General features: G+C 73.3%; 22 protein-coding genes. 12 read left to right on the top strand and 10 right to left on the bottom strand.

What is annotated here, in order from left to right; translation table 11 throughout:
- Positions 1–7 precede the first annotated feature (7 nt).
- Positions 8–685, top strand: a complete 678-nt coding sequence (locus SGUI_RS03125) for a hypothetical protein (protein WP_157621707.1) — start codon at positions 8–10, stop codon at positions 683–685.
- Positions 686–745: 60 nt separating this feature from the next.
- The gene (locus tag SGUI_RS03120) at positions 746–1,093 is read left to right on the top strand and encodes a hypothetical protein (RefSeq protein WP_066636110.1); all 348 of its coding nucleotides are present in this window, start codon (positions 746–748) and stop codon (positions 1,091–1,093) included.
- A gap of 14 nt (positions 1,094–1,107) precedes the next feature.
- On the opposite strand, the gene SGUI_RS03115 is transcribed toward SGUI_RS03120, so the two are convergent.
- Together SGUI_RS03115 and SGUI_RS03110 are read right to left on the bottom strand one after the other, a co-directional pair.
- Positions 1,108–3,588 carry a DNA gyrase/topoisomerase IV subunit A gene (locus tag SGUI_RS03115; protein WP_066636108.1) on the bottom strand — a complete coding sequence of 827 codons (2,481 nt, stop codon included), beginning with the start codon at positions 3,586–3,588 and terminating at the stop codon, positions 1,108–1,110.
- Between the two features lie 82 nt (positions 3,589–3,670).
- A complete protein-coding gene (locus SGUI_RS03110; protein WP_066636104.1) occupies positions 3,671–4,345 on the bottom strand; it encodes a GntR family transcriptional regulator in 675 nt (224 codons plus the stop codon).
- Positions 4,346–4,430: 85 nt separating this feature from the next.
- Between SGUI_RS03110 and SGUI_RS03105 the strand changes: the two genes are divergently transcribed.
- Positions 4,431–5,450, top strand: coding sequence for a 1-aminocyclopropane-1-carboxylate deaminase (locus tag SGUI_RS03105; RefSeq protein WP_066636102.1), 1,020 nt, complete (start codon positions 4,431–4,433; stop codon positions 5,448–5,450).
- Between the two features lie 55 nt (positions 5,451–5,505).
- On the opposite strand, the gene SGUI_RS03100 is transcribed toward SGUI_RS03105, so the two are convergent.
- Positions 5,506–6,192 carry a 5'-methylthioadenosine/adenosylhomocysteine nucleosidase gene (locus tag SGUI_RS03100; RefSeq protein WP_066642674.1) on the bottom strand — a complete coding sequence of 229 codons (687 nt, stop codon included), beginning with the start codon at positions 6,190–6,192 and terminating at the stop codon, positions 5,506–5,508.
- Positions 6,193–6,234: 42 nt separating this feature from the next.
- On the opposite strand from SGUI_RS03100, the gene SGUI_RS03095 reads away from it, so the two are divergent.
- The 3 genes from SGUI_RS03095 to SGUI_RS03085 all read left to right on the top strand — a co-directional run bounded on the left by SGUI_RS03095 (position 6,235) and on the right by SGUI_RS03085 (position 10,037).
- Positions 6,235–7,494: a metal-dependent hydrolase family protein gene (locus SGUI_RS03095; protein ID WP_066636099.1), complete on the top strand. Its 1,260-nt coding sequence runs from the start codon at positions 6,235–6,237 to the stop codon at positions 7,492–7,494.
- Positions 7,491–8,435, top strand: coding sequence for a bifunctional Delta(1)-pyrroline-2-carboxylate/Delta(1)-piperideine-2-carboxylate reductase (gene lhpI, locus SGUI_RS03090; RefSeq protein ID WP_066636096.1), 945 nt, complete (start codon positions 7,491–7,493; stop codon positions 8,433–8,435). The genes SGUI_RS03095 and lhpI overlap by 4 nt, the downstream gene beginning before the upstream one ends.
- A 303-nt stretch (positions 8,436–8,738) precedes the next feature.
- Entirely contained in the window at positions 8,739–10,037 is a 1,299-nt protein-coding gene (locus tag SGUI_RS03085) for an HNH endonuclease signature motif containing protein (protein ID WP_157621706.1), read from the top strand.
- Between the two features lie 147 nt (positions 10,038–10,184).
- Here the strand turns inward: SGUI_RS03085 and SGUI_RS03080 are convergent, their stop codons facing one another.
- From SGUI_RS03080 to SGUI_RS03065, 4 genes are all read right to left on the bottom strand, one after another.
- The gene (locus SGUI_RS03080) at positions 10,185–11,033 is read right to left on the bottom strand and encodes an ABC transporter permease (protein WP_083190462.1); all 849 of its coding nucleotides are present in this window, start codon (positions 11,031–11,033) and stop codon (positions 10,185–10,187) included.
- Entirely contained in the window at positions 11,030–12,025 is a 996-nt protein-coding gene (locus SGUI_RS03075) for an ATP-binding cassette domain-containing protein (protein WP_066636090.1), read from the bottom strand. The genes SGUI_RS03080 and SGUI_RS03075 overlap by 4 nt, the downstream gene beginning before the upstream one ends.
- Positions 12,026–12,094: 69 nt before the next feature.
- Positions 12,095–13,627, bottom strand: a complete 1,533-nt coding sequence (locus tag SGUI_RS03070; protein WP_157621705.1) for an outer membrane protein assembly factor BamB family protein — start codon at positions 13,625–13,627, stop codon at positions 12,095–12,097.
- Positions 13,628–13,707: 80 nt separating this feature from the next.
- Positions 13,708–14,976 (bottom strand): amidohydrolase, encoded by a 1,269-nt coding sequence (locus SGUI_RS03065; RefSeq protein ID WP_066642671.1) that lies wholly within the window; start codon positions 14,974–14,976, stop codon positions 13,708–13,710.
- 52 nt (positions 14,977–15,028) lie between these two features.
- Between SGUI_RS03065 and SGUI_RS16965 the strand changes: the two genes are divergently transcribed.
- Together SGUI_RS16965 and SGUI_RS03050 are read left to right on the top strand one after the other, a co-directional pair.
- Positions 15,029–16,144 (top strand): PfkB family carbohydrate kinase, encoded by a 1,116-nt coding sequence (locus SGUI_RS16965; protein WP_083190461.1) that lies wholly within the window; start codon positions 15,029–15,031, stop codon positions 16,142–16,144.
- A 141-nt stretch (positions 16,145–16,285) separates the two neighbouring features.
- Positions 16,286–16,552, top strand: a complete 267-nt coding sequence (locus SGUI_RS03050) for a hypothetical protein (protein ID WP_066636086.1) — start codon at positions 16,286–16,288, stop codon at positions 16,550–16,552.
- A 15-nt stretch (positions 16,553–16,567) separates the two neighbouring features.
- Here the strand turns inward: SGUI_RS03050 and SGUI_RS03045 are convergent, their stop codons facing one another.
- Together SGUI_RS03045 and SGUI_RS03040 are read right to left on the bottom strand one after the other, a co-directional pair.
- Complete coding sequence (locus SGUI_RS03045; protein ID WP_066636084.1) at positions 16,568–17,191, bottom strand: nitroreductase family protein; 624 nt, start codon at positions 17,189–17,191, stop codon at positions 16,568–16,570.
- Between the two features lie 27 nt (positions 17,192–17,218).
- Positions 17,219–18,418, bottom strand: a complete 1,200-nt coding sequence (locus tag SGUI_RS03040; RefSeq protein ID WP_066636082.1) for a PQQ-dependent sugar dehydrogenase — start codon at positions 18,416–18,418, stop codon at positions 17,219–17,221.
- Positions 18,419–18,544: 126 nt separating this feature from the next.
- On the opposite strand from SGUI_RS03040, the gene SGUI_RS03035 reads away from it, so the two are divergent.
- Genes SGUI_RS03035 through SGUI_RS03020 form a run of 4 tightly spaced genes read left to right on the top strand, consistent with a single transcriptional unit; the run spans position 18,545 to position 23,771 of the window.
- Positions 18,545–21,208, top strand: coding sequence for a bifunctional acetate--CoA ligase family protein/GNAT family N-acetyltransferase (locus SGUI_RS03035; protein WP_066642668.1), 2,664 nt, complete (start codon positions 18,545–18,547; stop codon positions 21,206–21,208).
- Positions 21,209–21,220: 12 nt separating this feature from the next.
- On the top strand, positions 21,221–21,799 hold the full coding sequence (locus SGUI_RS17305; protein WP_066636079.1) for a DUF5998 family protein: 579 nt from the start codon (positions 21,221–21,223) through the stop codon (positions 21,797–21,799).
- Positions 21,800–21,804: 5 nt separating this feature from the next.
- The gene (locus SGUI_RS03025; RefSeq protein WP_157621704.1) at positions 21,805–22,965 is read left to right on the top strand and encodes an alkaline phosphatase family protein; all 1,161 of its coding nucleotides are present in this window, start codon (positions 21,805–21,807) and stop codon (positions 22,963–22,965) included.
- Between the two features lie 41 nt (positions 22,966–23,006).
- On the top strand, positions 23,007–23,771 hold the full coding sequence (locus SGUI_RS03020; RefSeq protein ID WP_066636076.1) for a thymidine kinase: 765 nt from the start codon (positions 23,007–23,009) through the stop codon (positions 23,769–23,771).
- On the opposite strand, the gene sepH is transcribed toward SGUI_RS03020, so the two are convergent.
- A complete protein-coding gene (gene sepH / locus SGUI_RS03015; protein WP_066636073.1) occupies positions 23,740–25,314 on the bottom strand; it encodes a septation protein SepH in 1,575 nt (524 codons plus the stop codon). The genes SGUI_RS03020 and sepH overlap by 32 nt on opposite strands.
- Between the last annotated feature and the right edge of the window lie 23 nt (positions 25,315–25,337).

Below are 25,337 nucleotides of genomic sequence, written 5' to 3'. Positions count from 1 at the left end.
TGTGGGGATGGTGGAGCAGGACGCGGAGCGGCAGCGCGAGAACGGTTACTTCTTTCTGCCCCTCGCCGATGACCCGAAGGACAGCGTGACGCTCTTGCGTATCGACCCGACTGACGATGGTCGGGTACGAATTCATCTGCAGCGGGCGGTGAACCGCGTCGCATTCGGTATGCGCTTCGGTAGTGCCACTGAGCCGGTCTGGCAGCCCGTCACGCAGCCAACCCGCACGCTCGTTGCTCCTGCACGTGACACGGCCGGGATCACAGAATCTGAGGCTGTCCTGGCGGAGGTAGGCGCGTTCCTCGCCGGTCTCGTCGTGGGAGACGAGGACATCGATGCGTGGGGGTTCGAGAGCCTGCTGCCCAATGACGAGCTGGTCCTGCACCTCACTCAGCTGGCGAGGGTGCACGAGCGGCTCGAACCGGCGCGAGGCAGCGACGTGGCAGACGACCCTCGGGTCGTGGCTCGTATGCAGGAGATCGCGCAGTCCTCGGACTCACATGCCGGGGCACTGCGGGAGTGGCTGGCCCAGGCGCGGGAGCTCGCCGAGGAGGTGCTCGCCGCCACGAAGGCGCGAGCATACGAGCGGCGCGTTCGGGCGGTGCTCGACGGCCTGAACGAGCATGGGGTCGAGGACACGCGAGCGCGCCCCAACCGAGACCTGCCGCGCATCGCCACCGACTGAGCGTTGGGCACCTGCCTGCGTTGGTGGCGCGTCGCCGCGGTCTCCTTGCATGATGTCGCGGTGGATGTCGACCAGCTCGTGGGTGCCTTCGTCGTGGAGGTCGGCATCCGGCAGGCGTGGCCTTTCCTCGGCTTCTGCGACAACCGCGAGGCCCCGAGCAAGGAGGCCCGCCTCTACCTGGACGCCTCCTGGTCGATCAACGATGAGAGGGGACCACGCTCGGGGGCTACGGAGGATTGGCTGGTGGCAGCTGACGATCTCAACGGCCTTACCGTCTCGAGGGCGACGGCAGAGAGTGACGGCCGCCTCCGCCTGGACTTCACCGGCGGCGCGACGTTGAGCATCTCGGCCGAGGTGGCGTCGGCGTCCTCGGGCGAACCCTGGTGGATGTCTCCCTGGCGTCCGTAGACGTGCGGGTCGCGTCAACCGACAGCAGCGATCGGGGCGGCTGCAGGCATACCTGAGCCGTCGCGCTTGTCGTTCGTCTCCGGGAGCTCGACGGCGACACCGTTGCCGGAGGCGGCACGCGGGGGAGCGGCGCCGGCCCAGCCGAGGACCAGGGCGTCCTCGCCGCGCAGCAGACGGTGGCAGCGGACGCCGCCGGTCGCGCGCCCCTTCGTGGGGTATGCCCACAGGTCGGTGACCTTCACCGAGCCCGTCTGGGTGCCGGGCAGCGAGCCGGAGGTGCCAGCGACGGTCACGACGACGTTCTCCGCCGAGGTGTCGACGGCGGCGAAGCCCACGACAACGGCGCCCGCACCGAGCTTGATGCCCGCGATGCCACCGCCGGAGCGCCCCTGCGACCGCACCAGCGACGAGGAGAAGCGCAGCAGCTGCGCATCCGAGGTGATGAAGACCAGCTCCTCCTCGCCCGTGGCCAGCTCCATCGCGCCGACGACGCTGTCGCCGTCCTTGAGCGAGATGACCTCGAAGGAGTCACGGTGGGCGGGGTAGTCCGGGTTGACCCGCTTGACCACGCCGTGCTTCGTGCCGAGCGCGAGGCCCGGACCCTCACCGGTCAGCGAGCACAGCCCGAGCACCTGCTCGCCCGGGGGCAGGTCGACGAAGGCCGACAGCGGAGCGCCGCCGGACAGGTTGGGCGCGTCGGCCGAGGGCGGCAGCGAGGGCAGCTCCACGACCGACAGGCTCACGACCCGCCCCGCGGTGGTGAGCAGCCCGACGTGCCCGCGGGTGGTCGTCCGCACGCTGGAGGTGATGACGTCGTGCTTCGCCCGCCGCCCGCCGGTCCCGAGCGGCTCGTCGTCGGTGCTCGCGGTGCGGGCCAGCAGCCCGGTCGACGACAGCAGCACCCAGCACGGGTCATCGGCGACCTCCAGGTCCATCCCCGACGCCTTGCCACCCGTCGTCGGGCCGGCAGCGGAGGAGGACGCGCCCGTCCCGTCGCTCTCCAGCAGCACGGTCCGCCGCGGGGTCCCGTGCTCGGCCGCGACCGCGGCCAGCTCGTCCGAGACCACCTTGAGCAGCAGCTGCGGGTCGGCGAGGATCGCCTCCAGAGCCTCGATCTCGCGCTGCAGCTCGTCCCGCTCGCTCTCCAGCTCGATCCGGGAGAACTTCGTCAGCTGCCGCAGCGGGATCGCGAGGATGTCGTCGGCCTGCCGCTCGGAGAGGTCGAAGACCTGCATCAGCCGGGTCTTCGCCTCGGCGGCGTCGTCGCTGGACCGGATGAGCTGGATGACCTCGTCGATGTCGAGGATCGCGAGCAGCCGGCCCTCGACGATGTGCAGCCGGTCCTTCTTCTTCCCCAGCCGGTGCTCGGTCCGGCGCCGCACCACGTCGGTGCGGAAGTCGACATACACGCCCAGCAGGTCGCGCAGCCCCAGCGTGCGCGGCTGCCCCTCGACGAGCGCGACGTTGTTGATCCCGAAGGACTCCTCCATCGGGGTCAGCTTGTAGAGCTGCTCCAGCACCGCCTCGGGGTTGAAGCCGGTCTTGATCTCGATGACCAGGTGCAGCCCCTTGGTCCGGTCGGTGAGGTCGATGATGTCCGAGATGCCCTGCAGCTTCTTGCTCTGCGCGAGCTGCTTGACCTTCTCGATGACCTTCTCCGGCCCGACGAGGTAGGGCAGGTCGGTGACGACGATGCCCTTCTTGCGGGGCGTGACGTTCTCGATCCGCGCGGTCGCCCGCGTCTTGAACGACCCGCGCCCGGTCTCGTAGGCCTCACGGATGCCGTCCAGCCCCACGATCCGCCCTCCCAGCGGCAGGTCCGGGCCGGGCACGAAGCGCATGAGCGCCTCCAGGTCGGCCTCCGGGTGCGCGATGAGGTAACGCGCCGCGCCGATGACCTCGACGAGGTTGTGCGGCGGCATGTTGGTCGCCATCCCGACCGCGATGCCGGTGGCGCCGTTGACCAGCAGGTTCGGGTATGCCGCGGGCAGCACGTCGGGCTGGAACAGCTGGTCGTCGTAGTTGGGGACGAAGTCGACCGTGCTCTCGTCCAGGCTGCCGGTCATGAGCAGCGCGGCCGGCGCCATCCGCGCCTCGGTGTAGCGGCTGGCCGCCGGGCCGTCGTCCAGCGAGCCGAAGTTGCCGTGCCCGTCCACCAGCGGCAGCCGCATCGTGAACGGCTGCGCCATCCGCACCATCGCGTCGTAGATCGCGGTGTCGCCGTGCGGGTGGTACTTACCCATCACCTCACCGACGACCCGCGAGCACTTCACGTGCGGCCGGTCCGGCCGCAGACCCAGCTCGTGCATCCCGTAGAGGATCCGCCGCTGCACCGGCTTGAGCCCGTCCCGCGCGTCCGGCAGCGCCCGCGAGTAGATGACCGAGTAGGCATACTCCAGGAACGCGCCCTCCATCTCCTGGACGGCGTCGACCTCGAGGATCTTCTCCTCGACGTCGAAGAGGTCCTCGCTCTGCGGGCGCTTGCGGCGGGCCATGGGGGTGGTGCGACCTTTCGTGCTCACGGTGGGTCCCGGCGGGCGCGCCAGGGTCGACTCAGGGTATGCCGTGCGCCCGGGATCACCGGGGAGGCGCGGCGGGCTGTGGACGGGGCCGGCCCAGGCCCAGCCAGTTGGCCCGGGTCGCCTCGACGGCACCCGCCACGTCGCCCTCGCGCAGCCGGCGCACGATGAGGTCGTGCTCGGCGGGAGAGTCGCTCCCGGTGAGCGAGCCGAAGTGCAGGAACTCGGCACGGCGCAGCATCGCCGTCACGGCGTCCAGCTGGGCGGCGAGGATCGGGTTGCCGGCGACCCGGACCGGCACCGCGTGGAAGTCGTCGTCGGCCTGCAGCGCAGCGGCCGGGTCAGGCCCCTCGAGCGCCTCGCGCAGCCGGGCGGTGGCCTCGTCCATGGCATCGAGCTCCTCGGCGCCCAGGCGGGCCGAGGCGCTGCGGACCGCGAGCCCGTGCAGCTCGGCCACCACCTCGCGGGCGTCGGCCAGCACGGTCTCGTCCTCGGGGGCGACCGTCGTCACCCGGCCGGGGCGGGCGTGCACCAGGCCGTCGCGGGAGAGCCGGAGCAGCGCCTCCCGGACGGGCGTGCGCGAGACCCCGAGCCAGACGGCCAGCTCCGCGTCGTTGATCTTCTCCCCGGGCGCGAGCCGGCCCCGCACGATGGCGTCGCGGATCCGGCCGTAGACGTCGTCGCGCAGCAGGCGGCGGCCCGCCGTGGACGCAGGGGTGGAGGGGATCGGCACCCGCCCACACTAGACGCCATCGCCCGGCGATATGCAATATATTGCCGTGAGGTCCGGCCCGCGGACCGGGGAAGAGAGCACGCGCATGGCACTGTCGGACTACCCCCGTCACCCCCTCACCTTCGGGCCCAGCCCGGTCCACCGGCTGGACCGGCTGAGCCACCACCTCGGCGGACCGCGCATCTGGGCCAAGCGCGAGGACGTCAGCTCCGGGCTCGCCTTCGGCGGCAACAAGACCCGCAAGCTGGAGTACCTCGTCCCCGATATCCTGGCCTCCGTCGCCGACACCCTCGTCTCCATCGGCGGCTACCAGTCCAACCACACCCGGCAGGTGGCCGCGGTCGCCGCCCACCTGGGCCTCAAGGCCGTCCTCGTGCAGGAGCGCTGGGTGGACTGGGACGACCCGGGCAACGCCCGGGTCGGCAACATCGAGCTCTCCCGGATCATGGGCGCCGACGTCCGGCTCGATGACGCCGGCTTCGACATCGGCATCCGGCCCAGCTGGGAGGCGGCGCTCGCGGACGTCGAGGAGGCGGGCGGCACGGCATACCCCATCCCGGCGGGTGCCTCCGAGCACCACCTGGGCGGGCTGGGCTTCGCAAACTGGGCGCACGAGGTGGTCGCGCAGGAGGCCGAGCTGGGGGTCTTCTTCGACACCGTCGTCGTCTGCACCGTGACCGGATCGACGCACGCGGGGATGATCGCCGGCTTCGCCGAGATCGAGGAGGCGGGCGGGCGGCCGCGCCGGGTCATCGGCATCGACGCCTCGGCCACCCTGGACCAGACCCGTGACCAGGTGCGCCGCATCGCCACGCATACCGCGGGGCTGCTCGAGCTGGGGCGGGAGCTGCGCGAGGACGAGGTCACCGTGCTGCCCGGGTGGGAGGGTCCCGCCTACGGCATCCCGGACGAGAGCACGGTCGAGGCGATCCGGACGGTCGGCCGGCTCGAGGGCGTCATCCTCGACCCGGTCTACGAGGGCAAGTCGATGGCCGGGCTCATCGACCTCGTCGGCGACGGCACCATCGGCGCGGACTCGACCGTGCTCTACGCCCACCTCGGCGGGCAGCTCGCCCTTAACGCCTACAGCGCCATCTTCGACTGAGGCGCGAGCCGCGCCGGAGGGTATGCCGTGCGCCGGCTCCATGGTCCGCCCCCGGTCAGCGCAGGTAGTGCTGGACGACGTCGGCCATGAGCCGCGCGGACCCCACGAGGAAGGCCGGGAAGTCCTGCGCGGCGCCGTGGTCGGCGGTGTCGGAGAGCGCCCGCAGGACGGCGAACGGCATACCGAGCGTCGTCGCCGCCTGGGCCACTGCCGCACCCTCCATCTCCACGCAGAGCGCGCCGAAGTCGGTGTGGATCGCCGCCGCTCGCGGGGCGGAGGCGACGAACTGGTCGCCCGAGGCGATGCGGCCCTCGTGCACCTGGCGCCTGTCGCGCGCGGCGCAGGCGTCTGCGGCCGCCAGCAGTCGCTCGCTCATCGCCCGGTCCGCGGGCCACGAGCGGGGCTCGCCGAGGAGCTGCCCGGGCGGGCGGCCCAGCGCCGTCACGTCCACGTCGTGCTGGACCAGGTCGGTCGCGACCACGAGGTCCCCGACCCGCTGAGCGGGCGCGACCCCACCGGCGACCCCCGTGAACAGCAGCGACGTGGCGCCGGCGGAGCGCAGCAGGGTGGTCGCCATGGCGCCGTTGACCTTGCCCACGCCGCAGCGGGCCAGCAGCACCTCGACCCCGTGCAGCCGCCCCTGGTGGACGGCGAGGTGACCCGCCCGCAGCTCGACCGGATCCTCGAGCAGGGACCTGTTGTCGGCCACCTCCGTCTCGATGGCCCCGAGGATGGCGAGCATGGCGCCGATCATCGCAGACCGGTCGGGGTTAGCCTCGAGGCCATGACCAGCACTCTCTTCAGCGGCGGCACGGTCGTCGACGGCACCCTGACCGAGCCGCGCCAGGCGGACGTCCTCGTCCGGGACGGGCGGATCGCCGAGGTTGGCCCCTCGCTCGGCGCCGAGGCGGACACGGTCGTCGACTGCACCGGCCGATTCGTCACGCCCGGCCTCTTCGACTGCCACGTGCACGTGATGTTCGAGGAGCCGAGCACCGTCCGGATGCTGCAGACGCCCTTCAGCCTGCCGTTCTACGAGGCGGCGGGTCGGTTGCGGCGCACCCTCGCGACCGGCGTCACCTGGGTGCGCGACGCGGGCGGGGCCGACCTCGGGGTCGCCGAGGCGGTGCGCCGCGGCCTCATCCCCGGCCCGCGCATGCAGATCGCGATCAACATGATCAGCCAGACCGGCGGGCACGGCGACGACTGGCAGGCCTGCGGCGCCCACGTCGGGCTCATCCAGGAGCACCCGGGCTGCCCCTCGGCCGTCGTCGACGGGCCGGTCGAGATGCGGAAGAAGGTGCGCGAGCTCATCCGCGCGGGCGCCGACGTGCTCAAGGTCGCGACCAGCGGCGGGGTGCTGTCGCCGCGCAGCAACCCGCTGCACGGCCACCTGCGCGACGACGAGCTGGAGGCGCTGGTCACCGAGGCCAGCGCGGCGGGGCTGCACGTCATGGCGCACGCCCAGGCCACCGACGGCATCAAGGCCGCGATCCGCACCGGTATCCGCTCCATCGAGCACGGGATCTACCTCGACGACGAGGCGATCGAGATGATGCTCGACCGCGGCACCTGGCTGGTGCCGACCCTGCTCGCACCGCGCGCCGTGCTCGCCCAGGCGGATGCGGGCATACCCCTCCCGGACGCGGTGGTGGCCAAGGCGCGCATGGTGTCCGAGGCGCACGTCGACTCGGTGCGCCGCGCGATCGACGCCGGCGTCAAGGTCGCCATGGGGACGGACTCGGGGGTCGGCGCGCACGGCACGAACCTCGACGAGCTGGCGATCATGCGCGACCTCGGGATGAGCGAGGTGGAGGCGTGGCACGCCACGACGCAGGTCGCCGCCGAGCTGCTGGGGGTGGACGAGGAGCACGGCACGCTGGAGCCGGGCAAGGTCGCCGACGTGGTCGTCCTGGACGGGAGCTACGACGACCTGGCGGGGCTCGGTGACCGGGTGCGCTCGGTGTGGCTCGCGGGGGAGCCGGCGGCGGGGCCGGACCTGTCCGGGGAGGCCGGCCGGGGGTCGGACGCGGAGCAGGTATGACCGTGCCCGCCGCCCTCGACGCCGCGGCGGTGCGTGACGCGCTCGACCCGGCGGCCCTGGTCGAGGCGCTGCGGGAGGTCTTCGCGCGGGGTGGCGTCGAGGCGCCGGAGCGCAGCCACGTCCCGCTCGACGACCGGCACGAGGCGACCCTGCTGCTCATGCCGGCGTGGCGCGACGGCGACCTGCTGGGGGTCAAGGTGGCGACCCACCACCCGGGCAACGGTGAGCGGGGGCTGCCTGCGATTCACGGCACCTACCTGCTGCTGGACCACGCCACGGGCGTGCCGCGCGCGATCCTCGACGGCACCGAGCTCACCCGGTGGCGCACCGCGGCCGCCAGCGCCCTGGCGGCCGACCACCTCGCCCCCGCCCAGGTGGGGGAGCACCTGATCGTCGGAGCCGGCAACGTCGCCGCGGCGGTCCCGGCCTGCTACGCCGCGGTCCGCGATGTCGGGCACACCAGCGTCTGGGCGCGCGACCGCGGGCGCGCCGAGCGGCTGGTCGAGGAACTGCGCGGACAGGGGTATGCCGTCCACGTCGCCGACGACCTGCGCGCCGCGGTGCGCCGGGCCGACGTCGTCACCACCGCCACCTCGGCGACGAGCCCGCTGGTGCTGGGGGAGGACGTGTCGCCGGGCACCCACATCGACCTCATCGGCTCCTTCAGCCCGCAGATGGTCGAGGCGGACGAGGCGCTCATGACCCGTGCCCGGATCGTCGTCGACGTGCCCGAGGCTCGGCAGACGGCGGGGGAGCTGGCCGGGCCGCTCGAGCGTGGGGTGCTGGGCGAGGAGGACGTCCGGGTGACGCTCGCCGACCTGGCCGGTGGGCGGGAGCCGGGGCGGGAGGAGGCGGAGCAGGTCACCGCCTTCGTCTCGGTCGGGACGGCTGCCGAGGACCTCGCCGCCGCGGCGTTGGTCCTGCGCTCCCGGGAGGGCTGAGCGCCCCGGCTGTCGGGCTGCCACAGGACTGACGGGCCGGTCCCTGCGACCCGCTTCTCCCCACTCCTTCCCGCATCGGTGCAGGTCAGCGGGTATGTCGGTGGTGGGTGCTTGAGTAGTTTCATGGAGACGGGCGGGGGCGTGAGGGCCGATCAGGAGGATGTGTGGTCGGCTGAGGCGATCGCGGCTGCGGGGCCGGTGCAGTGGGTGAGTGCGCCGGCGGGTGGGGTGCCGAGCCACCAGGGCTATGAGGGGTATGAGCAGGACGATGAGGGGTGGTGTCCGCCGGAGGGGTTGGAGGGCATGGGCCCGGCGGAGTACCAGGTGTTCATGGACGAGGTGGAGGAGTCGTTGGCGGGGTGGGTGCCGGACCTGCCGGTGCGGGAGCTGACGGGCGGCCTGGAGGGGGCGCGGGTCTGTTTGGGTCGGGCGGGGTTGACCGGCAGCGAGGCGGTCACGGTGCTGGACGAACCTCTGCGGGAGGCGATCGAGTCGGTGGGCCGGTTGCACACTCAGCTGTGCGCGGTGGGGTACACGTTGGCGCGGGAGGCCGCCTCGCGGGGGTTGCACCAGGACGTGGCGTTGTCGTTGGTGGACTGGTTGCGGGTGCGGTGCCCGTGGTTGCCGGTCGAGGACGCGGCACGGATCAAGGACGTGGTCGCGGTCGCGGACTCCCCCGCGACGGCGCAGATCGGGGAGGCGGTCGCCGCGGGCCGGGTCGCGTTGCACCGGGGCGCGATGGTGGCGCGCACGATGAGACGCCTTGCGGGGTCGTTGCACGTGGAGCAGGCACAGGCGTATGCCGACATCGCGACCGCGGCCGCGGCGAGAGCGGACCTGTCGGATCGTGACCTGGCCCGGGTGTGCCACCAGCTGGTGGAGGACCTGTTGCAGGAGAAGGAGCCGAAAGAGCGGGAGCGGGCCGCGCACGAGCTGCGGCGGGTGACGCGGCGGCGGATCGCCTCGGGCCTGACCCGGTTCACCATCGATGCCCCGGACGGGGCGGCGGCGACCATCAACGGGGTCCTCACCGGTGCCCTCGCGGCGCCGGCGCCCTTGAAGGACGAGCACGGGAAGGTCACCGAGGCGGATCTGCGGATGCCGGGACAGCGGCGGTTCGACGCGTTGCTGGCCGTGATCGAGCGAGGTGTCGGCAACCCCGGTGCGCCGCCGTCGACGGCCAGGGCCTCGGTGATGCTGCTGATCCCGTTCGACCCCGACCGGGGTGTCCCGAACGGTCCGGCGACGACACCGAGCGGGGACTACGTCCCGCCCGGGGCGGCCGCCCAGGCCGCGTGCACCGCGGATGTCACACCCGTGTGGTTGGGCGCGGGCGGGGAGCCGCTGGCGCTGGGCCATGACGCACGGTTCGCCACACCCTCGCAGTGGAAGGCCCTCGCGGTCCGGGACCAGGGGTGCTCCTACCCGGGGTGCACGATGCCGCCGCAGTGGTGCGACAGCCACCACCTGGACCACTGGGCCCGCGGCGGGAAGACCGATGTCGACCGGATGGCGCTGCTGTGCGGGCGTCACCACACCCACGTCCACCAGCACGACCTGGACGCCACCGTCCACGGCGGCCACGTCACCTGGCACCTGTGACCACCCCGCCCCGCAGCCGGCCCCAGGCGGGCCGGCTCACAGGCATGCCCGAAGAGCGGGAGAAGGAGCGCGAAAGCGGTCGAGGCACGGCGTGAGGCAGTCCCGCCGACGGCGTGGCGTCGCTCCAGCAGGCTGGAAAGCCCCTCCTCAGCGCGAGGAGGCCTGGCGGAAGCGGTTGACGGAGAACGGGATGAAGATCGCCATGAGCAGGATCGACCCGGCCATGACCGTGATCACCGGGTTTTGCATCGGCCAGGTGTCGGGTGTCGGGACGTCCCCGGTGTTGCCGAAGAGCTCCCGGGCCGCCTGGACCAGGGCGGAGATCGGGTTCCAGTTGGCGATGACCTCCAGCACCCGCGGCAGTCTGTCGGTCTGCACGAAGGCGTTGGAGATGAAGGTCAGCGGGAAGAGGATCATGAACGACGCGTTGTTGATGACCTCGGGCGTGGGCACGATGATGCCGAGCACCGTCATCACCCAGCTGAAGGCATAGCTGAAGAAGAGCAGGATGAGCACGCCGCCGAGAAAGGACACCCAGCCGTCGGTGAAGCGCCACCCCACGGCGAGGCCGGTGAGCATCATGATGACCATCGAGATGCCGTTGAGGGCCAGGTCGGCGTTCGTCCGGCCAAAGAGCACCGCCGAGTCGTGCATCGGCAGCGTCCGGAACCGGTCGATCATCCCCTCCTTGAGGTCCTGCGCCATCTGAAAGCCGGAGAAGGTCGAGCCGAAGAGCACCGTCTGGCCGAAGATCCCCGCCATGAGGTAGTTGGTGTAGTTGCCGCCCTCGATCTCGATCGAGCCGGCATACACCTGGCTGAACAGCAGGACGAACATGATCGGCTGCAGGACCGCGAAGAGCAGCATCTCGGGGTTGCGGCGGAACTTGATGAGGTTGCGCCAGGTCACGGTCCACACGTCGGAGGCCCACGACCCCATCCCCGAGGACGAGGTCGCGCGCTCGGTGGCCGGGGCGGGAACGGTCTGGGTGCTCATGCGCTCTCCTTGACGTCCTGGGCGCCTGCGGCGTCGCTGTCGTCGGCCTGCTCGCGGCCGGTGAGGGTGAGGAAGACGTCGTCGAGCGTCGGGCGCCGCATCCCGGCGTCGTGCAGCTCGACCCCGGCCTCGCCGAGCGCCGACAGCACCTGCTGCAGCGTCTGCGGGCCGCCGTCCACCGGCACCGACAGGGTGCGCCCGGCCGAGTCGGCCTGCACGTCGTCGGTCCCGTGGCGGCGCAGCACCTCGCGGGCGGTGTCGGCCTGCCCGGCGTCCACGAGCGTGACGACCACCCGGTGCCCGCCGACCTGGGACTTGAGCTCGTCGGCGGTGCCCTCGGCGATGACCCGGCCGTGGTCGATGACGCTGATGTCGTCGGCGAGGTAGTCGGCCTCCTCGAGGTACTGCGTCGTGAGCAGCACCGTCGTGCCCTGGCCGACGAGGGTCTTGATGACCTCCCACAGCCCGAGCCGGCTGCGCGGGTCGAGCCCGGTCGTGGGCTCGTCGAGGAAGAGGATCTGCGGGCTGTTGACCAGCGCGCAGGCGAGGTCGATGCGCCGGCGCATACCTCCCGAGAAGCCCTTGACCGGCCGGTCGCCCGCGTCGACGAGGTCGAACTGCTCCAGCAGCTCCACCGCGCGAGCCTTCGCGGTGCTGCCGCCGAGGTGGTAGAGCCGCCCCACCATCTCGAGGTTCTCCCGCCCGGTGAGGTGCTCGTCGACCGCGGCGTACTGCCCGCTCGCGCCGATCACCCGGCGCACGCCCTCCGGGTCGCGCAGCACGTCGACCCCGGCGACGGTCGCGGTGCCCGAGTCCGGTCGCAGCAGGGTGTTGAGGACCTTGACGGCGGTCGTCTTGCCGGCGCCGTTGGGGCCGAGCAATCCCTTGACGTTGCCCTCGGGCACGTTCAGCGACAGCCCGTCGAGCGCGTGCACGTCGCCGGAGCGCGGGTGGTAGGTCTTGCGCAGGTCCTGCGCCTCGATGATGCTCACGATGCTCGATCGTAGGCGCACCCGCCGACACCCCGGGGCCAGCGGAACCGTCACCAGCCCCCGGGGACCTCAGCCGGGGTAGGCGGTCACCCGGTCCGGGCCCACCACCAGCCGTGCCTCACCGACCGTCTCGGCGAAGGTCTCGACCCCTTCCTCGGTGGGGACCGGGACCTGGTCGCCCTGGGCGTCGCAGGGGAACCAGAAGCGCTCGCTCTGGCGCTCCGAGCCGTCCTCGAGGTTCGTCGGCGCGTCCCAGGGGACCGCCCACCAGCACGCGAAGCCCTCGACCACGCGAGCATCCGCCGCCGGGATGAGCTCTCCCGTGGTCAGCTCCACCGCCACCCGGTCGCCGTCCACGGTGACGAGGGACTGCTCCTCGTCCAGCGCGACCGGCAGGTCGCCGTAGCGCGCGCTCCAGTCCGCGTCGGTGATCTCGTGGCTCCACACCTGCTCCCCGGACCGGACGGCGACACCGGTGAGCTGCACACGGTCGGCGTCGACGCTGGTGTCCTCGAAGCCGTCGCTGCGCAGCTCGCCCTCGCCCGAGCACACGACGACGACCGCCGCGTCCGGGCCGACGGTCGCGCACAGGCTGGCACCCTCCCGTCGCCAGAGCTCGGTCCCGTCCTCCCGGTCGAGGGCCAGCAGCACATGGTCCTCGAGCGGGAAGGCCTGCGCCTCGGAGGTCCCGAGCTCCGGCCCGTAGTAGGTGTCGTGCAGGTAGACCCCGCCCACGTCCTGAGACCAGCCCGCGACCCCGGCGTGCTCCGGGTCGGCCCGCACCCCGACCTCGTCGACCGACACCGACCACACGACCTCGTCACCGCGCCGGCCCTCGATCCGCTCCTCACCGGTCTCCCAGTCCCGGTCGATATCCACCTCGGGCAGCGCCTCGACGTCCTCGCCATCCTCGGCCTCCTCGCCCGACGTCCCGTCCGGGGCGTCCTGCTCCCCGGACCCGAGCGGCTGACCCTCGACCAGCCGCAGCACGTCACCCTCGCGGGCCAGGTGACCGGAGGAGACCTCGTCCGCGCCCGGGAGGCGGTAGCCCAGGCATACCTCGCTCTCGCCGCAGGCCCGGGGCAGCTGGTAGCCGCGGAGCTCCTGGTCGGACCGGGCGACCTCGTCGCCGGTCACCGCGTCGAGCGCGACGACGAAGGCCTGGTCGTCCTGCCCGGTGTCTTCGAAGACATAGACCAGGTCGTCCCGCAGCGAGGGCGGACCCGCGGAGAACAGGCCGGAGTGGCCGACCGGTCGGCGCCAGTTCTCCTCGCCGGTCGCGGCGTCGAGCGAGACGAGGGCCATGGCCTCCCCACCTTCGGGGTCGACGTGGAGCAGCAGGTCGCCGTCGTGCGCGACCGGGTTCGACAGAATCGTCCCGTCGAAGGTCCACACCGGTTCGGGCGGCGGAGGTGGGGGCTCCGGCGTCGAGGTGGCCACCTCCGCCTCCGCAGGCTCGCCGGGAGGCGCTGCCGTCTGCGCGGCCGTCCCGGTGGTGGGCTCGGACGGTTCCTCCTCGGCCGACCCCGTGCAGCTCGACAGGACGAGCGTGACCAGGGCGAGTGCCCCCATACCCACGGCGAAGCGGTGGTTTCCCCTCATGTCCCGACGGTATGCCGGAACTCACCCGCCCCGCTGAGCGCTCACCCGCGCCTGTGGAAAACTCCGCGAGGGCGCCCGGGCTACCGCCCGATCCAGGCCATCGCCGCGGCAACCATGGCCCGCACCCCGGTGTCGAGCATCGGCTGCAGCACGGGCGCGAAGTGCGCCGAGTGGTTGTCCGGGAAGTCGGCCTGCTCGGTGCCCCGCTCGCGGGCCGCGGCCCATTCCTCGGCGTCGAAGGCCCCGAACGCCCAGTAGCAGGAGGGGATGCCCCACGCGCCCGGGAGCGCGCCGAAGTCCTCCGAGCCCATCTCCGGGGTGAAGTCGCCGACCCGGTCCGCGCCGAGCTCGGCCTCCAGCGCCGCCCGCACCCGGTCGGTCGCGCCGGGCTCGTTGTCGGTCACCGGCAGGTGGTCGAAGGTCTCGAAGCCGGGCTCGGGAGCGCCCCACGCGAGCGCCTCCGCGCGGGCGGTCCGCTCGATGACCTCGAGGCAGTGCGCGGCGACGTCCGCGTCATACGTGCGCACCGTCCCCTCCAGCACCGCCTGCGCGGGGATGATGTTGGTCTTCGTGCCGGCGCTGATCCGCCCCACCGTCACCACCGCGGTGGCCTGCGGCGACACCTGCCGCGCGACGACGGTCTGCAGCCGCATCACCAGCGAGGCCGCCATGACCACCGGGTCGATGGCGGTGTGCGGCGCCGAGCCGTGGCCGCCCTTGCCGTGCAGCGTGATCCGGAAGTCGTCGCAGCTGGCCATGATCGGACCCGGCGCCACCTCGACCGACCCCGCGGCGCCGGGCAGCACGTGCTGCCCCAGCGCGACATCGGGCCGCGGCAGCAGGTCGGTCAGGCCGTCGGCCACCATGGCGTCCGCGCCGTTGTACTGCTCCTCGGCCGGTTGGAAGACGGCGACCACGGTCCCGCCCCAGTGCTCCCGCCCCTCCAGCAGCAGCCGCAGCGCCGCCAGCAGCGTCGCGACGTGGGTGTCGTGCCCGCAGGCGTGCATGACCGGCACCTGCTCGCCCGCGGCGTTCGTCGTCGTCACGGTCGAGGCGTAGTCGAGCCCGGTGTCCTCGGCCACCGGCAGCCCGTCCATGTCCGCCCGCAGCAGCACCGTCGGTCCCTCGCCGTTGCGGGCGACCACGGCCACGCCCGTCCCGCCGATCCCGGTGTGGACCTCGAGCTCGTCGGCCGAGGGCATACCGGAGACCTCCTGGACCACCCGCGCGGCGGTCTCGTACTCGGCCATCGACAGCTCGGGGTGGGCGTGCAGGTGGCGGTACAGGTCCTCGACCCACGGCCGCAGGTCGGGGAGCGGGGCGAGGACGGCGGCGGTGGGCGAGCTCATGCGGTGAGGGTATGCGCTCGCCCGGCCCGGCGGGGGTGGCAGGGTACGACCCATGACGCAGACGCCGCGCAGGGTCATCCACACCGGGCAGGCCATGGTCGACCTCGTCCTCGAGGTGGGCTCGCTCCCGGCGCGCGGCGGCAACGTCATGGCCGACCGGGCGACGAGGTATGCCGGTGGTGCCGTCACCATCGTCGTCGCCGCGGCGCGCTCGGGTGCTCCGGCGGTGCTCGCCGGGGCGGTGGGCACCGGGCCCAACGGCGACCTGGTGCGGGAGGTGCTGGCCGGCGAGGAGGTCGAGGTCAGCGCACCGCCGGTCGAGGACCTGGACACCGGCGTCTGCGTGGTGCTGGTCGAGCCCAGCGCGGAGCGCACCTTCGTCACGACACGGGCGGCGGAGCGCCGGATCACCACGGACTCGCTCGCGACGAGCGCGGCGGTCACCGGCGATCTGGTATGCCTGTCCGGCTACACCCTCTTCGAGCCCACCCGCCACCCGCTGCTCGCCTGGCTGGAGGGCATACCGGAGGGCGTGGACGTCGTGCTCGACCCCGGTGAGCCCTTCGCGACCTTCGACGCCGACCTCGTTGAGCGCGTGCTGGCCCGCACCACCGTGTGGACCTCCAACGCCGCCGAGGCCCGCGCCCTCCTGGACGCCCCCAGCCGCTCGAATTCGACTACTGGTTTCGCTGCCATGGCGAACAAATCAGAGGTCGAAAACGGGCAGCAGGGCACGAATTCGACTATTGGTTTCGCTGCCATGGCGAACAAATCAGAGGTCGAAAACGGGGAAGAGGGCACGGGGGACACAGGAGTCACAGGAGGCGCAGGAGTCACAGGGGGCGTTGGGCTCGCGGGGCTGTGCGAGGCGGTGGCGGGGCGGCTGCCGGAGGGGGCGGTGGTCGTGGTGCGGGACGGGCCGGAGGGGTGCGTGGTGCGGGCCGACGGGGTCACCACCCGGGTGCCCGGCTTCCCGCAGACGCCGGTCGACACCAACGGGGCGGGGGACACGCATACCGGGGTCCTGTGCGCCGGCGTGGCGCAGGGCCGGGACTGGGTCGAGGCGGCCCGGCGCGCCAACGCGGCGGCGGCCATCAAGGTCACCCGCCGCGGCCCGGCGACCGCGCCGACCGCCGAAGAGGTCGACGACTTCCTCGCCTCGCGCTGACCCGCCGGCCCGGATCCGGCCCCGAGGTCACGATCCGGTCACGTTCTCCCCGCGGACGCAACGGCAGCCGTCATGCTGGACGTCTGGAGGACTGAGGCTGGCGCGCAGGGGGCGCCGGCCCCCCTCGGAGACAGGATCGACATGGAGCGCTCGCAGCACCGGCCCACGATCACCCCGCGCGCCCGCCGCGCCCGCACGGCCCGGGGCGCGGTCGCGGCCCTCGACCCCACCCGGTATGCACCCGAGGTCCAGCTCGCGCTCGCCGCGTTGCTCGTCGTGGTCGCCGGCCCGGTGGCCGGCGCGCTCGCCCCGACCAGCGCGGTGGTGGCCGGGGCCTCGGTGGTCCTTCTCCTCGTCGGCGTCACCCTGGCGGTCCTCGCGACGGTCAGCCTGCTCCGCCACTCCTGACCCGGCTCCGCGACCTCAGCCCGTCCAGGGCTGCCCGAAGCGGCCCCGGTGCGCCACCTCGCTGACCGGCCGCCGCCCACGGCGCAGCGAGGGCGAGCGCCGGTCCGGCGCGGCATACCCCATCGCGACGACGCCCACGATCCGCCGCTCCGGCGGCGCCTCCAGGGCGGCCAGCGTGCTCGCCCGCCGCTCCGGCGGCACCCCGAAGAAGAGCCCGCCCAGCCCCTCGTCCACCGCGGTGAGCAGCATGAGCAGCGCCGCCATCCCGGTGTCCACGTCCCAGTAGGGCACCGGCCAGCGCTCCTCGGAGCGGTCGGTGAAGCCCTTGTCCGCCTCGGCATACCGGTCCAGGTATGCCTCCTTGTCGGACAGGCAGACGACCAGGCAGGGGGCGGTGCGCACCCCGCGCAGCCAGGCGTCCATGCGCTCCTGCGCCTGCGTGCCCGTGGCGGCGGACCAGAAGCGCTGGCGTTCCTCCTCGGTCGTCAGCACCACGAAGTCCCAGCCCTGGGAGAAGCCGGCGCTGGGCGCCCGCACCGCGTGATCCAGGGCCCGATCGATCACCTCGGTCGGCACCGGTCGGGAGGGGTCGTAGGCCCGCACCATCCGGCGGGCGCGCACCACGTCGCGGAGCTCCATACCGCCCGATCCTGCCGCAGCGGCCCCTCAGGCCTCCTCGGGGGTGAGCCGGAGCAGCCGCCCGCTGCCCGCGTCCTCGAGCAGCCAGACCGCGCCGTCCGGTCCCTGCTCGACCGCCCGGATCCGCTGCCCCAGGTCGAAGGTCTCGCTGCCCTGCGCCTGCCCGTCCTCGAGGTCGACCCGCACCAGCGCCTGCCCGGACAGCGCCCCGAGCAGGGCGTCACCCTGCCACTGCGGGAACATCTCGCCGGAATAGATGAGCAGGCTGCCCGGCGAGATGCTCGGGACCCACGACGTCACCGGCGCGACGAAGCCGTCGCCCTCCGCGTGGTCGGGGATCTCGCCGCCGTCGTAGTGGTTGCCGTCGGACACCTCGGGCCAGCCGTAGTTGCCGCCCGCCTCGACGACGTTGAGCTCGTCCCCGCCCTCCGGACCCATCTCCGAGGACCACAGGGTGCCGTCCGGGCCGAACTCCAGGCCCAGCGGGTTGCGGTGCCCCCAGCTCCAGATCTGCGCCGTGACCCCGCCCTCGTCCTCGAGCGGGTTGCCGGGGGCAGCCTCGCCGTCGAGGGTGAGCCGCACGACGGTGCCCAGGGTGTTGCTGGTGTCCTGGGCGGGGTCCATCTGCTGCCGGTCGCCGGAGCTGACGAAGAGGTGCTCCCCGTCCGGGTCGAGCGCGAGCCGGTGCGAGAAGTGCCCCGTCCCGTCCACCTTCGGCGTCTGCTGCCAGATGACCTCCAGGTCCTCCAGCGCGGCACTGCCGCCGTCCTGCACGAGCCGGGCGCGGCCGACCACGGCACCGGTGCCGCCGTCCCCGGCCTCGACCCAGCTGAGGTAGACGACCTGGTCCTGCGCGAAGTCGGGCCCGGGCAGCACGTCGCCCAGTCCGCCCTGGCCCTCGTGGACCACCTCGGGCACCCCTTCCACCGGTATGCGCTCGCCCCCGTCGGCCGGCCGCAGGTGCAGCTCCCCGCTCCGCTCGGTGACGAGCAGGTCCTCGCTGCCCGGCAGGAAGGCCATGGCCCAGGGCTCGGCGAACTGGTCGACCTCCTCGACGACGAAGCCGGAGGACCCGGCGGCCGCGGACTCGGCGGCGAGGGTCTGCTGCGTCTCACCCTCCCCACCCTCTGCCGGGCCGCCGCTGCCGGCGGTCGAGCACCCGCTCACGACCACGCCGGCCAGGCACAGGGGGAGGAGAAAGGGACGGCGGGCGGGCTGGCGGCGCATACGACATCCTCGTTCGGTGGTCGGCACGGCGGGCTCGGTCCCCCACCAGCCTACGGTCGTCGTTCCGACACGTCGCGCTCACGAGGTCCGGGGGCGGTGTCGGCCGACGGTGGGATGATGGGGCGCATGAGCGAGGCCGACGTGCTGCCACCGGGCTATCCCCGCGAGTGGGAGGCCGACGTCGTGCTCTCCGACGGCAGGGTCGCCCACGTCCGCCCGATCCGCCCCGACGACACCGAGGCGATCCACCGCTTCCACGCGGCGCAGTCCGAGCAGTCGATCTACCTGCGCTTCTTCGCGCCCATCAAGCGGCTCTCGGACAAGGACGTGCACCGCTTCACCCACGTGGACTACTCCGACCGCGTGGCGCTGGTGATGTATGTCCGTGACGACCTCGTGGGCATCGGCCGCTACGACCGGATCCGGGAGGGCGGCAGCGTCGCCGAGGTCGCCTTCAACGTCTCCGACCACCACCAGGGCCGCGGCATCGGCTCGGTCCTGCTCGAGCACCTCGCCGACATCGGCCGGGAGGGCGGGGTGACCCGCTTCGTGGCCGACGTGCTGCCGCAGAACCGCAAGATGATCGGCGTCTTCCGCGACGCCGGCTTCGAGGTCTCGCACGAGTTCGACGACGGCGTCATCGCGGTGGCCTTCGACATCGAGCCGACCGAGGAGTCGCGGGCGGTGCGGATGTCCCGCGAGCACCGGTCCGAGGTGCGCTCGATGAGCGCCGTCCTGCACCCCGAGTCGGTGGCCGTGGTGGGCGTGAGCCGCCGCCCGGCGACCATCGGGCGGGCCTTCTTCGACGACATCGTCGCCGGTGGCTTCACCGGCCGCGTCTACCCGGTCAACAACGCGGCCGAGCCCGGCACCCTCATCAACGGCCACCCCGCCGTCGCCTCGGTCCGCGACATCGAGGGCGGGATCGACCTCGCCGTCGTCGCGGTCGTGGCCGAGGAGGTCCTCGGCATCGTCGACGAGTGCGCCGACGCCGGGGCCAAGGCCCTCGTCGTCGCCTCCGAGGGCTTCGCCGAGGCCGGCACCGAGGGCCGGGCGCTGCAGCGCCAGCTCCTGGTCCGCGCCCGTCACCACGGGATGCGAGTGCTCGGGCCGACGAGCTTCGGGCTCATCAACAACGACCCGCAGATCCGGCTCAACGCCTCCATCGCCTCGGCCGACCAGCTGCCGCCCTTCGGCAGCCTCGGGCTGTTCAGCCAGTCCGGCGGCCTGGGCATCGCGCTGCTCAACTCCGCCCGCCGGCGGGGCCTGGGCCTGTCGACCTTCGCCTCGGCCGGCAACCGGGTCGACATCTCCGGCAACGACCTCATGCAGTACTGGACCGACGACGACAGCACCACCGCCGTCGGCCTCTACCTCGAGACCATGGGCAACCCGCGCAAGTTCACCCGCATCGCCCGCAAGCTCGCCATGACCAAGCCGGTCGTCGTGGTGAAGTCCGGCATCGGCCAGCACGCGATCCCCCAGGGGCACCGCGTGCGCCTCACCCACGAGCGGCCGGAGACCTTCGGCCAGATGCTGCGCCAGTCCGGGGTCATCCGGGTCGACAACGCCCACCAGCTCTTCGACGTCGCCCAGCTCGTGCTCAACCAGCCGCTGCCCCGGGGGGAGCGGGTCGCGGTGGTGAGCAACAACGACGCGCTGGGCTCGCTGGCCGCCGACGCGGCCTCCGCCCGGGGGCTGCAGGTCACCCACGGCCCGGTCACCGTCCCCGCCGAGGCGCTCACCGAGCAGTTCCGCGAGGTCGCGGACGCCGCGCTCGCCGACGAGGCCGTCGACGCCCTCATCGCCTGCTTCGTCCCCCCGATCGCCGACATCGACCCCGAGGTGGTCCAGGCGGTGTCCGCGGCCGCCGAGGGGCACGTGAAGCCGTGCGTGGCGACCTTCGTCGGGATGCGCGGGGTCACCCCGGGGGCCGGCGTCCCGTCCTACCCCATGCCCGAGGACGCGGTCCGCGCCCTGGCCGCCGCCGTCCGGTATGCCCAGTGGCGCCGCCGCGACCACGGCGAGCGGGTGCGCCTGGAGGGGGTGCGCCGCGCCGCGGCCGGCGAGATCCTCGACGCGGCGCTCGCCCGCTCGCCCCGCGGGACCGAGCTGGAGCCCGAGGAGGCCACCGCGCTGCTCGCCGCCTACGGCATCCACGTGTGGCCGCGCGTCCCGGTCGGCTCCGCCGACGAGGCGGTCGAGGTGGCCGACCGGTTCGACGGCGTGGTGCTCAAGGCGACCTCCCCGCTGCTGCAGCACCAGCCCGGGCAGGGGTGGGTGCGGTTCTCGTTGCGCAGCCCGGAGGCGGTGCGGGAGGCATACCTCGACCTCGCGGGGCAGCTGGAGCCGATCGGCGTCGAGGGCATCGCGGTGCAGCAGATGGCGCCCTCGGGGGTGAGCGTCGAGGTCAACTCGGCCGAGGACCCGCTCTTCGGGCCGGTCGTCGGCTTCGGGGTGGCCGGGCTGCCGATCGACCTGCTCGGCGACGAGGCGCTGCGCTTCCCGCCGCTGACCGACGTCGACATCACCGAGATGGTGTCCTCGATCAAGGCCGCGCCGATGCTCGACGGCTACCGCGGCGCCATGCCGGTCGACCACGCCGCGCTGCACGACCTCATCGCCCGGGTGAGCGTGCTCGCCGACGACCACCCGCAGCTGGCGCACGTGCGGCTCAACCCGGTGCTGGCCCACCAGGAGGGGGTGGAGGTGCTCGGCGCCAGCGTGCGGGTCGCCCCTGCCCCGACCCGGGCCGACGCCGAGCGGCGGACGCTGCTCGCCGACGTCTGAGACGATGGCCCCATGGTCCGTCGTACGAGGTCGTCCCTGCCCGAGTCGCTCGTCGCCGACATCCAGGCGGCGGGCTACCTGCCGGCGGTCGTGCACGACGTCATCGTCACCGCCGTCGGGCGTGACACGGTGGTGACGCACCTCGTCCACGACGAGACGACGTTCGACGAGATGGCCGTGCGCAACCACCTCACCGTCCTGGTCCTCACCGATCGCCGCCTGGTCATCGCGCACGCCGACGACCACGAGGGCCCCGAGGGCCAGCGGATGGCGACCGCCACCACCGAGACGGTCCCGCTGCGCTCGGTCCGCGGGGTCATGCTCACCCACACCGTCCCCGACCCGGAGCGGTATGACGGGGGCCTGGGCGGGCGCGGCGTCACCCTCACCCTCGGCTGGGGCGCCGTCTCCCGGGTCGACCTGCTGCCCGCGATCTGCGAGGACCCGCAGTGCGAGGGCGACCACGGCTACGAGGGCACCGTCTCCAGCGACGACATCTCGCTGCGCGTCGCCACGGAGACCCACGGCGAGCAGCGGCTGGAGCAGACGCTGCTCTTCGCCAGCGAGCTCTCGGCGAGGCTGGGTCACTGAGACCGGTGATCGCCCGGGACGCAGAGGCATACCAGCCGCCGGCGCCGGGGTCGGGCCTGGCCTCGGTGCTGCCCGGCGCGCTCGCGGCCCTGGGCGTGGACGACCTGCCCGAGGGCGTCGCCCCCGCGACCTGGTCGCTGGAGCCGACCCGCCGCGTCGTCGTCGTGCTCGCCGACGGGCTCGGTGCCCGCCAGCTGGAGCGGCGCAGCGGGCACGCGCGCACCCTGCGCACCCTGGCCACGCCGCAGGGCGCGGAGGACTTCGCCTGCGGCTTCCCGTCCACGACCGCCTCCAGCCTCACCAGCCTCGGGACCGGCCACCTGCCGGGCGGGCACGGCATCGTCGGCTGGCAGACGAACTACCGGGGAAGGCTGTTCAGCCACCTCGCGTGGAAGGACGGGCCCGACCCTCACACCCACCAGCCGCTGCCCACGCTGCTCCAGCACGCGACCCGGCGCGACATCTCCATGACCTCGGTGTCGCAGCCGACCTTCTCCGGCTCCGGCCTCACCCGCGCCTCCCTGCGCGGTGGCGGCTTCGTCGGTGCCGGCGACCACGACGAGCGCACCAGCGGGGTGCTCCAGACCCTCATGCAGGCGGGCCGGCGCGGCCGGGCCCTGGTGTATGCCTACTGGGACGAGATCGACAAGGCCGGCCACGTGCACGGTCCGGACTCGCTGGAGTGGGGCGAGGCGGTCGAGGTCTTCGACACCTGGCTCGCCGGGCTGCTCGCCCGTCTTCCCTCGGGCACGACGGTGCTCGTCACCGCCGACCACGGGATGATCGAGGCGCCGCACGACCTGCGCCGGGACATCGCGCTCGAGCCGGTGCTCGACGAGGGGGTGGCGCTGCTGGCCGGGGAGCCGCGGGCGCCGCAGGCCTGGTGCCGCCCGGGCGCGCTCGACGACGTCGTCGCGACCTGGCGGGAGGAGCTGGGGGAGAGCGCGATCGTGCTCACCCGGGAGGAGGCGGTCGAGGCCGGCTGGTTCGGCCCGGTGCGCGAGGGGTATGCCTCCCGCATCGGCGAGGTCGTCGTCGCCATGCTCGGCCACGCCACGCTCCTGGACTCGCGGCTGCTGCGGCCGGAGGTGCTGCGCCTGCGCGGCCACCACGGCTCCATCACCGACGCCGAGACCGCCATCCCGCTGCTCGTCGCGACCACCTGACCCCTCCCGGCGCGGCCCTCGCCGGTCCGTAGACTGCCGGGGTGGCCGAGCTCGTCTTCTTCACCGGAACGATGGACTGCGGCAAGTCCACCCTCGCGCTGCAGATGAACCACACCCACCACCAGCGCGGTCGCCGCGGCCTGCTCTTCACCCAGCACGACCGCTCCGGGGCGGCGGTCGTCTCCTCCCGGCTCGGCCTGGCCAAGGACGCCCTCGAGGTCGGCGACGACCTCGACTTCTGGGAGCTCGTCGTCCGCCAGCGCACCAACGGCCGCGCCGTCGACTACGTCATCTGCGACGAGGCGCAGTTCTACCGGCCCGAGCAGGTGGAGCAGCTGGCCCGGTTGGTCGACGAGATGGGCATCGACGTGTATGCCTTCGGCATCACCGCCGACTTCCGCACCGAGCTCTTCCCCGGCTCCCGCCGCCTCATCGAGCTCGCGGACCGCACCGAGCAGCTGCAGGTGCGCGCCCTGTGCTGGTGCGGCAAGCCGGCCACCGTCAATGCCCGCGTCGTCGACGGCCACATGGTCGTCGAGGGGGAGCAGGTGGTCGTCGGCGACGTCGGGGGAGCGGGCAGCGACGGCGACGGCACCGACGGCGACGTGGAGGGCGGCGCCCGTGTACCGGTGGTGGAGTACGAGGTGCTCTGCCGCCGGCACTACATGCGCCGCATGAACTCCGCCGCAGCGCGCTCGGCCTCGAGCTCCCCGGAGCTGCTGCCCTTCGACCTCGACCTCTGCCCGCTGCCGGGCTCGCCCGAGTCGTCTCCCGTCAGTCGCGGGGAGGGCGCGAGCCGAACATGATGTCGTCCCAGCTGGGGACGCTGGTCCGGCCCTTGCGCCCGGACGGCTTGCTCGCCGGCTCCTCGGCGACCTCGTCGGCAGCAGCCTCGTCCGCAGCGGTGGCTTCAGCAGCCGTGTCGTCCTCGGGGGCGGCGTCCGCCTCCGGCTCACCGACCGGCTGACCGGCCTCGGACTCGGGCTCGATCTCCGCCTCGGCCTCCTGCTCCGGCTCGTCGTCGACCAGCGGCTCGACGACCTCGTCCTCGACGACCTCGTCCTCCACCGGCTCGTCGTCGACCGGGTCCTCGGCGGTCACGTCGTCGACCACGCTCTCCTCGACGACCCTCTCCCGGACCTGCGGCTCCCGCTCGATCTCCGGCTCGAGGTCGTCCTCGTCCTCGACGCCGAAGAACTCGTCGAAGGTGACCTCGCGCGGGTCGTGCCGGGTGCGGGCGAAGCTGCCCTCGGGCTCGTCGTCGAGGTCGTCCTGCGCCGGTGCCACGCTCGGCAGCCGCAGCCGGCGCCGCTTGCGGCCCCGTCCCCGGCCGACGGCGCGCTTGGCTTCCTCGGGCGAGACCGGCTCGGGCTCGGGCTCCGGCTCGAGCACCACCTCGGGCGTCTCGGACGTCTCGGCGACGTCCGGCTCCTCGAGCACCTCGGGCTCCGGCTCGACCGAGACGGCGTCCTCGACCTGCTCGTCCTCCAGGCCGACCGGGGCGGGCGCCTCGGCTGCCGACCCGCGGGGGTGGGCCGCGGGCGGGTCGCCCATGGTGTCGGGGTCGTAGGGCAGGTCCTCCAGCGGCAGCACCTCGTCCGGCATGTCGCGCTGGCCCGGCAGGTGGCCCGGGTCGTCGGCGCCGGCCCGCGAGGCGGGCTGGCTGCGCCGCCCGCGGCGCTGCCGACGCTCGCGCATCGTGGCCATGAGGCCGGCCGCTGCCTCGTCCTCCCCGTGCCCGCCGAGCAGCGGGTGCCCCGACAGCCCGCCCGGGAGCGCCTGCTCGTCCTCGCTCAGCCAGCGTGCCTCGTCGTCGAGCGCCTCCACCGAGCGCGCGCGCACGTCGTAGTGCCAGGCAGCGCGCCGCTCCCGGCCGCCCGCGCCGAAGGCGACGATGACCGTCCACGGCTCGTGCGCCTCGCCCCGGGCGGCGTCCCAGGACACCGCCGTGAGGTCCACGCCCCGGCTCTGCAACCGCTCCCGGACCCGCCGGTCCAGCGTGTGCGACCCGTCGGTGCGGCCGCTCGCGCGCACCGGCGCGCGCTGCGCCAGGCCCACGACGTGCTCGCGCTCGGCGAGCACCGGCCCCTCGAAGCGGCGCACCCGCTCCAGGTCCCACCCCGTCGAGGAGGCGACGTCCTCGGCCGGCTGCCCGGCCCGGATCATCGCCTGGACGTCGCGCGGGCTCGCCGCCCGACGGCCGCTGACCCCCTGCTCGGGCTGCCGCGACCGGGGGCGCAGCGCGGCGCGCAGCCGGTCGTCGACGCGCACGGCATACTGCGACCCGTCGTCGTCGGTGAGGACCAGACGACCACCCTCGTCGAGCTCGACGAACTGGAGCTGCTGCATGGTTGACCACTGTGCCACCCCGC

Source organism: Serinicoccus hydrothermalis, assembly GCF_001685415.1.
In the GTDB taxonomy this organism is placed as follows: domain Bacteria; phylum Actinomycetota; class Actinomycetes; order Actinomycetales; family Dermatophilaceae; genus Ornithinicoccus; species Ornithinicoccus hydrothermalis.
The sequence above is the reverse complement of the archived record's forward strand: the minus strand, read 5'-3'. Positions and strand labels throughout refer to the sequence as shown.

Bases quoted from the DNA above. Each gene is read 5' to 3' on its own strand.
- SGUI_RS16965 (WP_083190461.1), top strand. From the start codon at position 15,029: ATGACGCAGACGCCGCGCAGGGTCATCCACACCGGGCAGGCCATGGTC.
- SGUI_RS03065 (WP_066642671.1), bottom strand. From the start codon at position 14,976: ATGAGCTCGCCCACCGCCGCCGTCCTCGCCCCGCTCCCCGACCTGCGG.
- SGUI_RS03085 (WP_157621706.1), top strand. From the start codon at position 8,739: ATGGGCCCGGCGGAGTACCAGGTGTTCATGGACGAGGTGGAGGAGTCG.
- SGUI_RS03125 (WP_157621707.1), top strand. From the start codon at position 8: ATGGTGGAGCAGGACGCGGAGCGGCAGCGCGAGAACGGTTACTTCTTT.
- SGUI_RS03040 (WP_066636082.1), bottom strand. From the start codon at position 18,418: ATGCGCCGCCAGCCCGCCCGCCGTCCCTTTCTCCTCCCCCTGTGCCTG.
- SGUI_RS03080 (WP_083190462.1), bottom strand. From the start codon at position 11,033: ATGAGCACCCAGACCGTTCCCGCCCCGGCCACCGAGCGCGCGACCTCG.
- SGUI_RS03070 (WP_157621705.1), bottom strand. From the start codon at position 13,627: ATGAGGGGAAACCACCGCTTCGCCGTGGGTATGGGGGCACTCGCCCTG.
- sepH (WP_066636073.1), bottom strand. From the start codon at position 25,314: ATGCAGCAGCTCCAGTTCGTCGAGCTCGACGAGGGTGGTCGTCTGGTC.
- SGUI_RS03115 (WP_066636108.1), bottom strand. From the start codon at position 3,588: ATGGCCCGCCGCAAGCGCCCGCAGAGCGAGGACCTCTTCGACGTCGAG.
- SGUI_RS17305 (WP_066636079.1), top strand. From the start codon at position 21,221: ATGGTCCGTCGTACGAGGTCGTCCCTGCCCGAGTCGCTCGTCGCCGAC.
- SGUI_RS03035 (WP_066642668.1), top strand. From the start codon at position 18,545: ATGAGCGAGGCCGACGTGCTGCCACCGGGCTATCCCCGCGAGTGGGAG.
- SGUI_RS03100 (WP_066642674.1), bottom strand. From the start codon at position 6,192: ATGCTCGCCATCCTCGGGGCCATCGAGACGGAGGTGGCCGACAACAGG.
- SGUI_RS03050 (WP_066636086.1), top strand. From the start codon at position 16,286: ATGGAGCGCTCGCAGCACCGGCCCACGATCACCCCGCGCGCCCGCCGC.
- lhpI (WP_066636096.1), top strand. From the start codon at position 7,491: ATGACCGTGCCCGCCGCCCTCGACGCCGCGGCGGTGCGTGACGCGCTC.
- SGUI_RS03045 (WP_066636084.1), bottom strand. From the start codon at position 17,191: ATGGAGCTCCGCGACGTGGTGCGCGCCCGCCGGATGGTGCGGGCCTAC.
- SGUI_RS03095 (WP_066636099.1), top strand. From the start codon at position 6,235: ATGACCAGCACTCTCTTCAGCGGCGGCACGGTCGTCGACGGCACCCTG.
- SGUI_RS03105 (WP_066636102.1), top strand. From the start codon at position 4,431: ATGGCACTGTCGGACTACCCCCGTCACCCCCTCACCTTCGGGCCCAGC.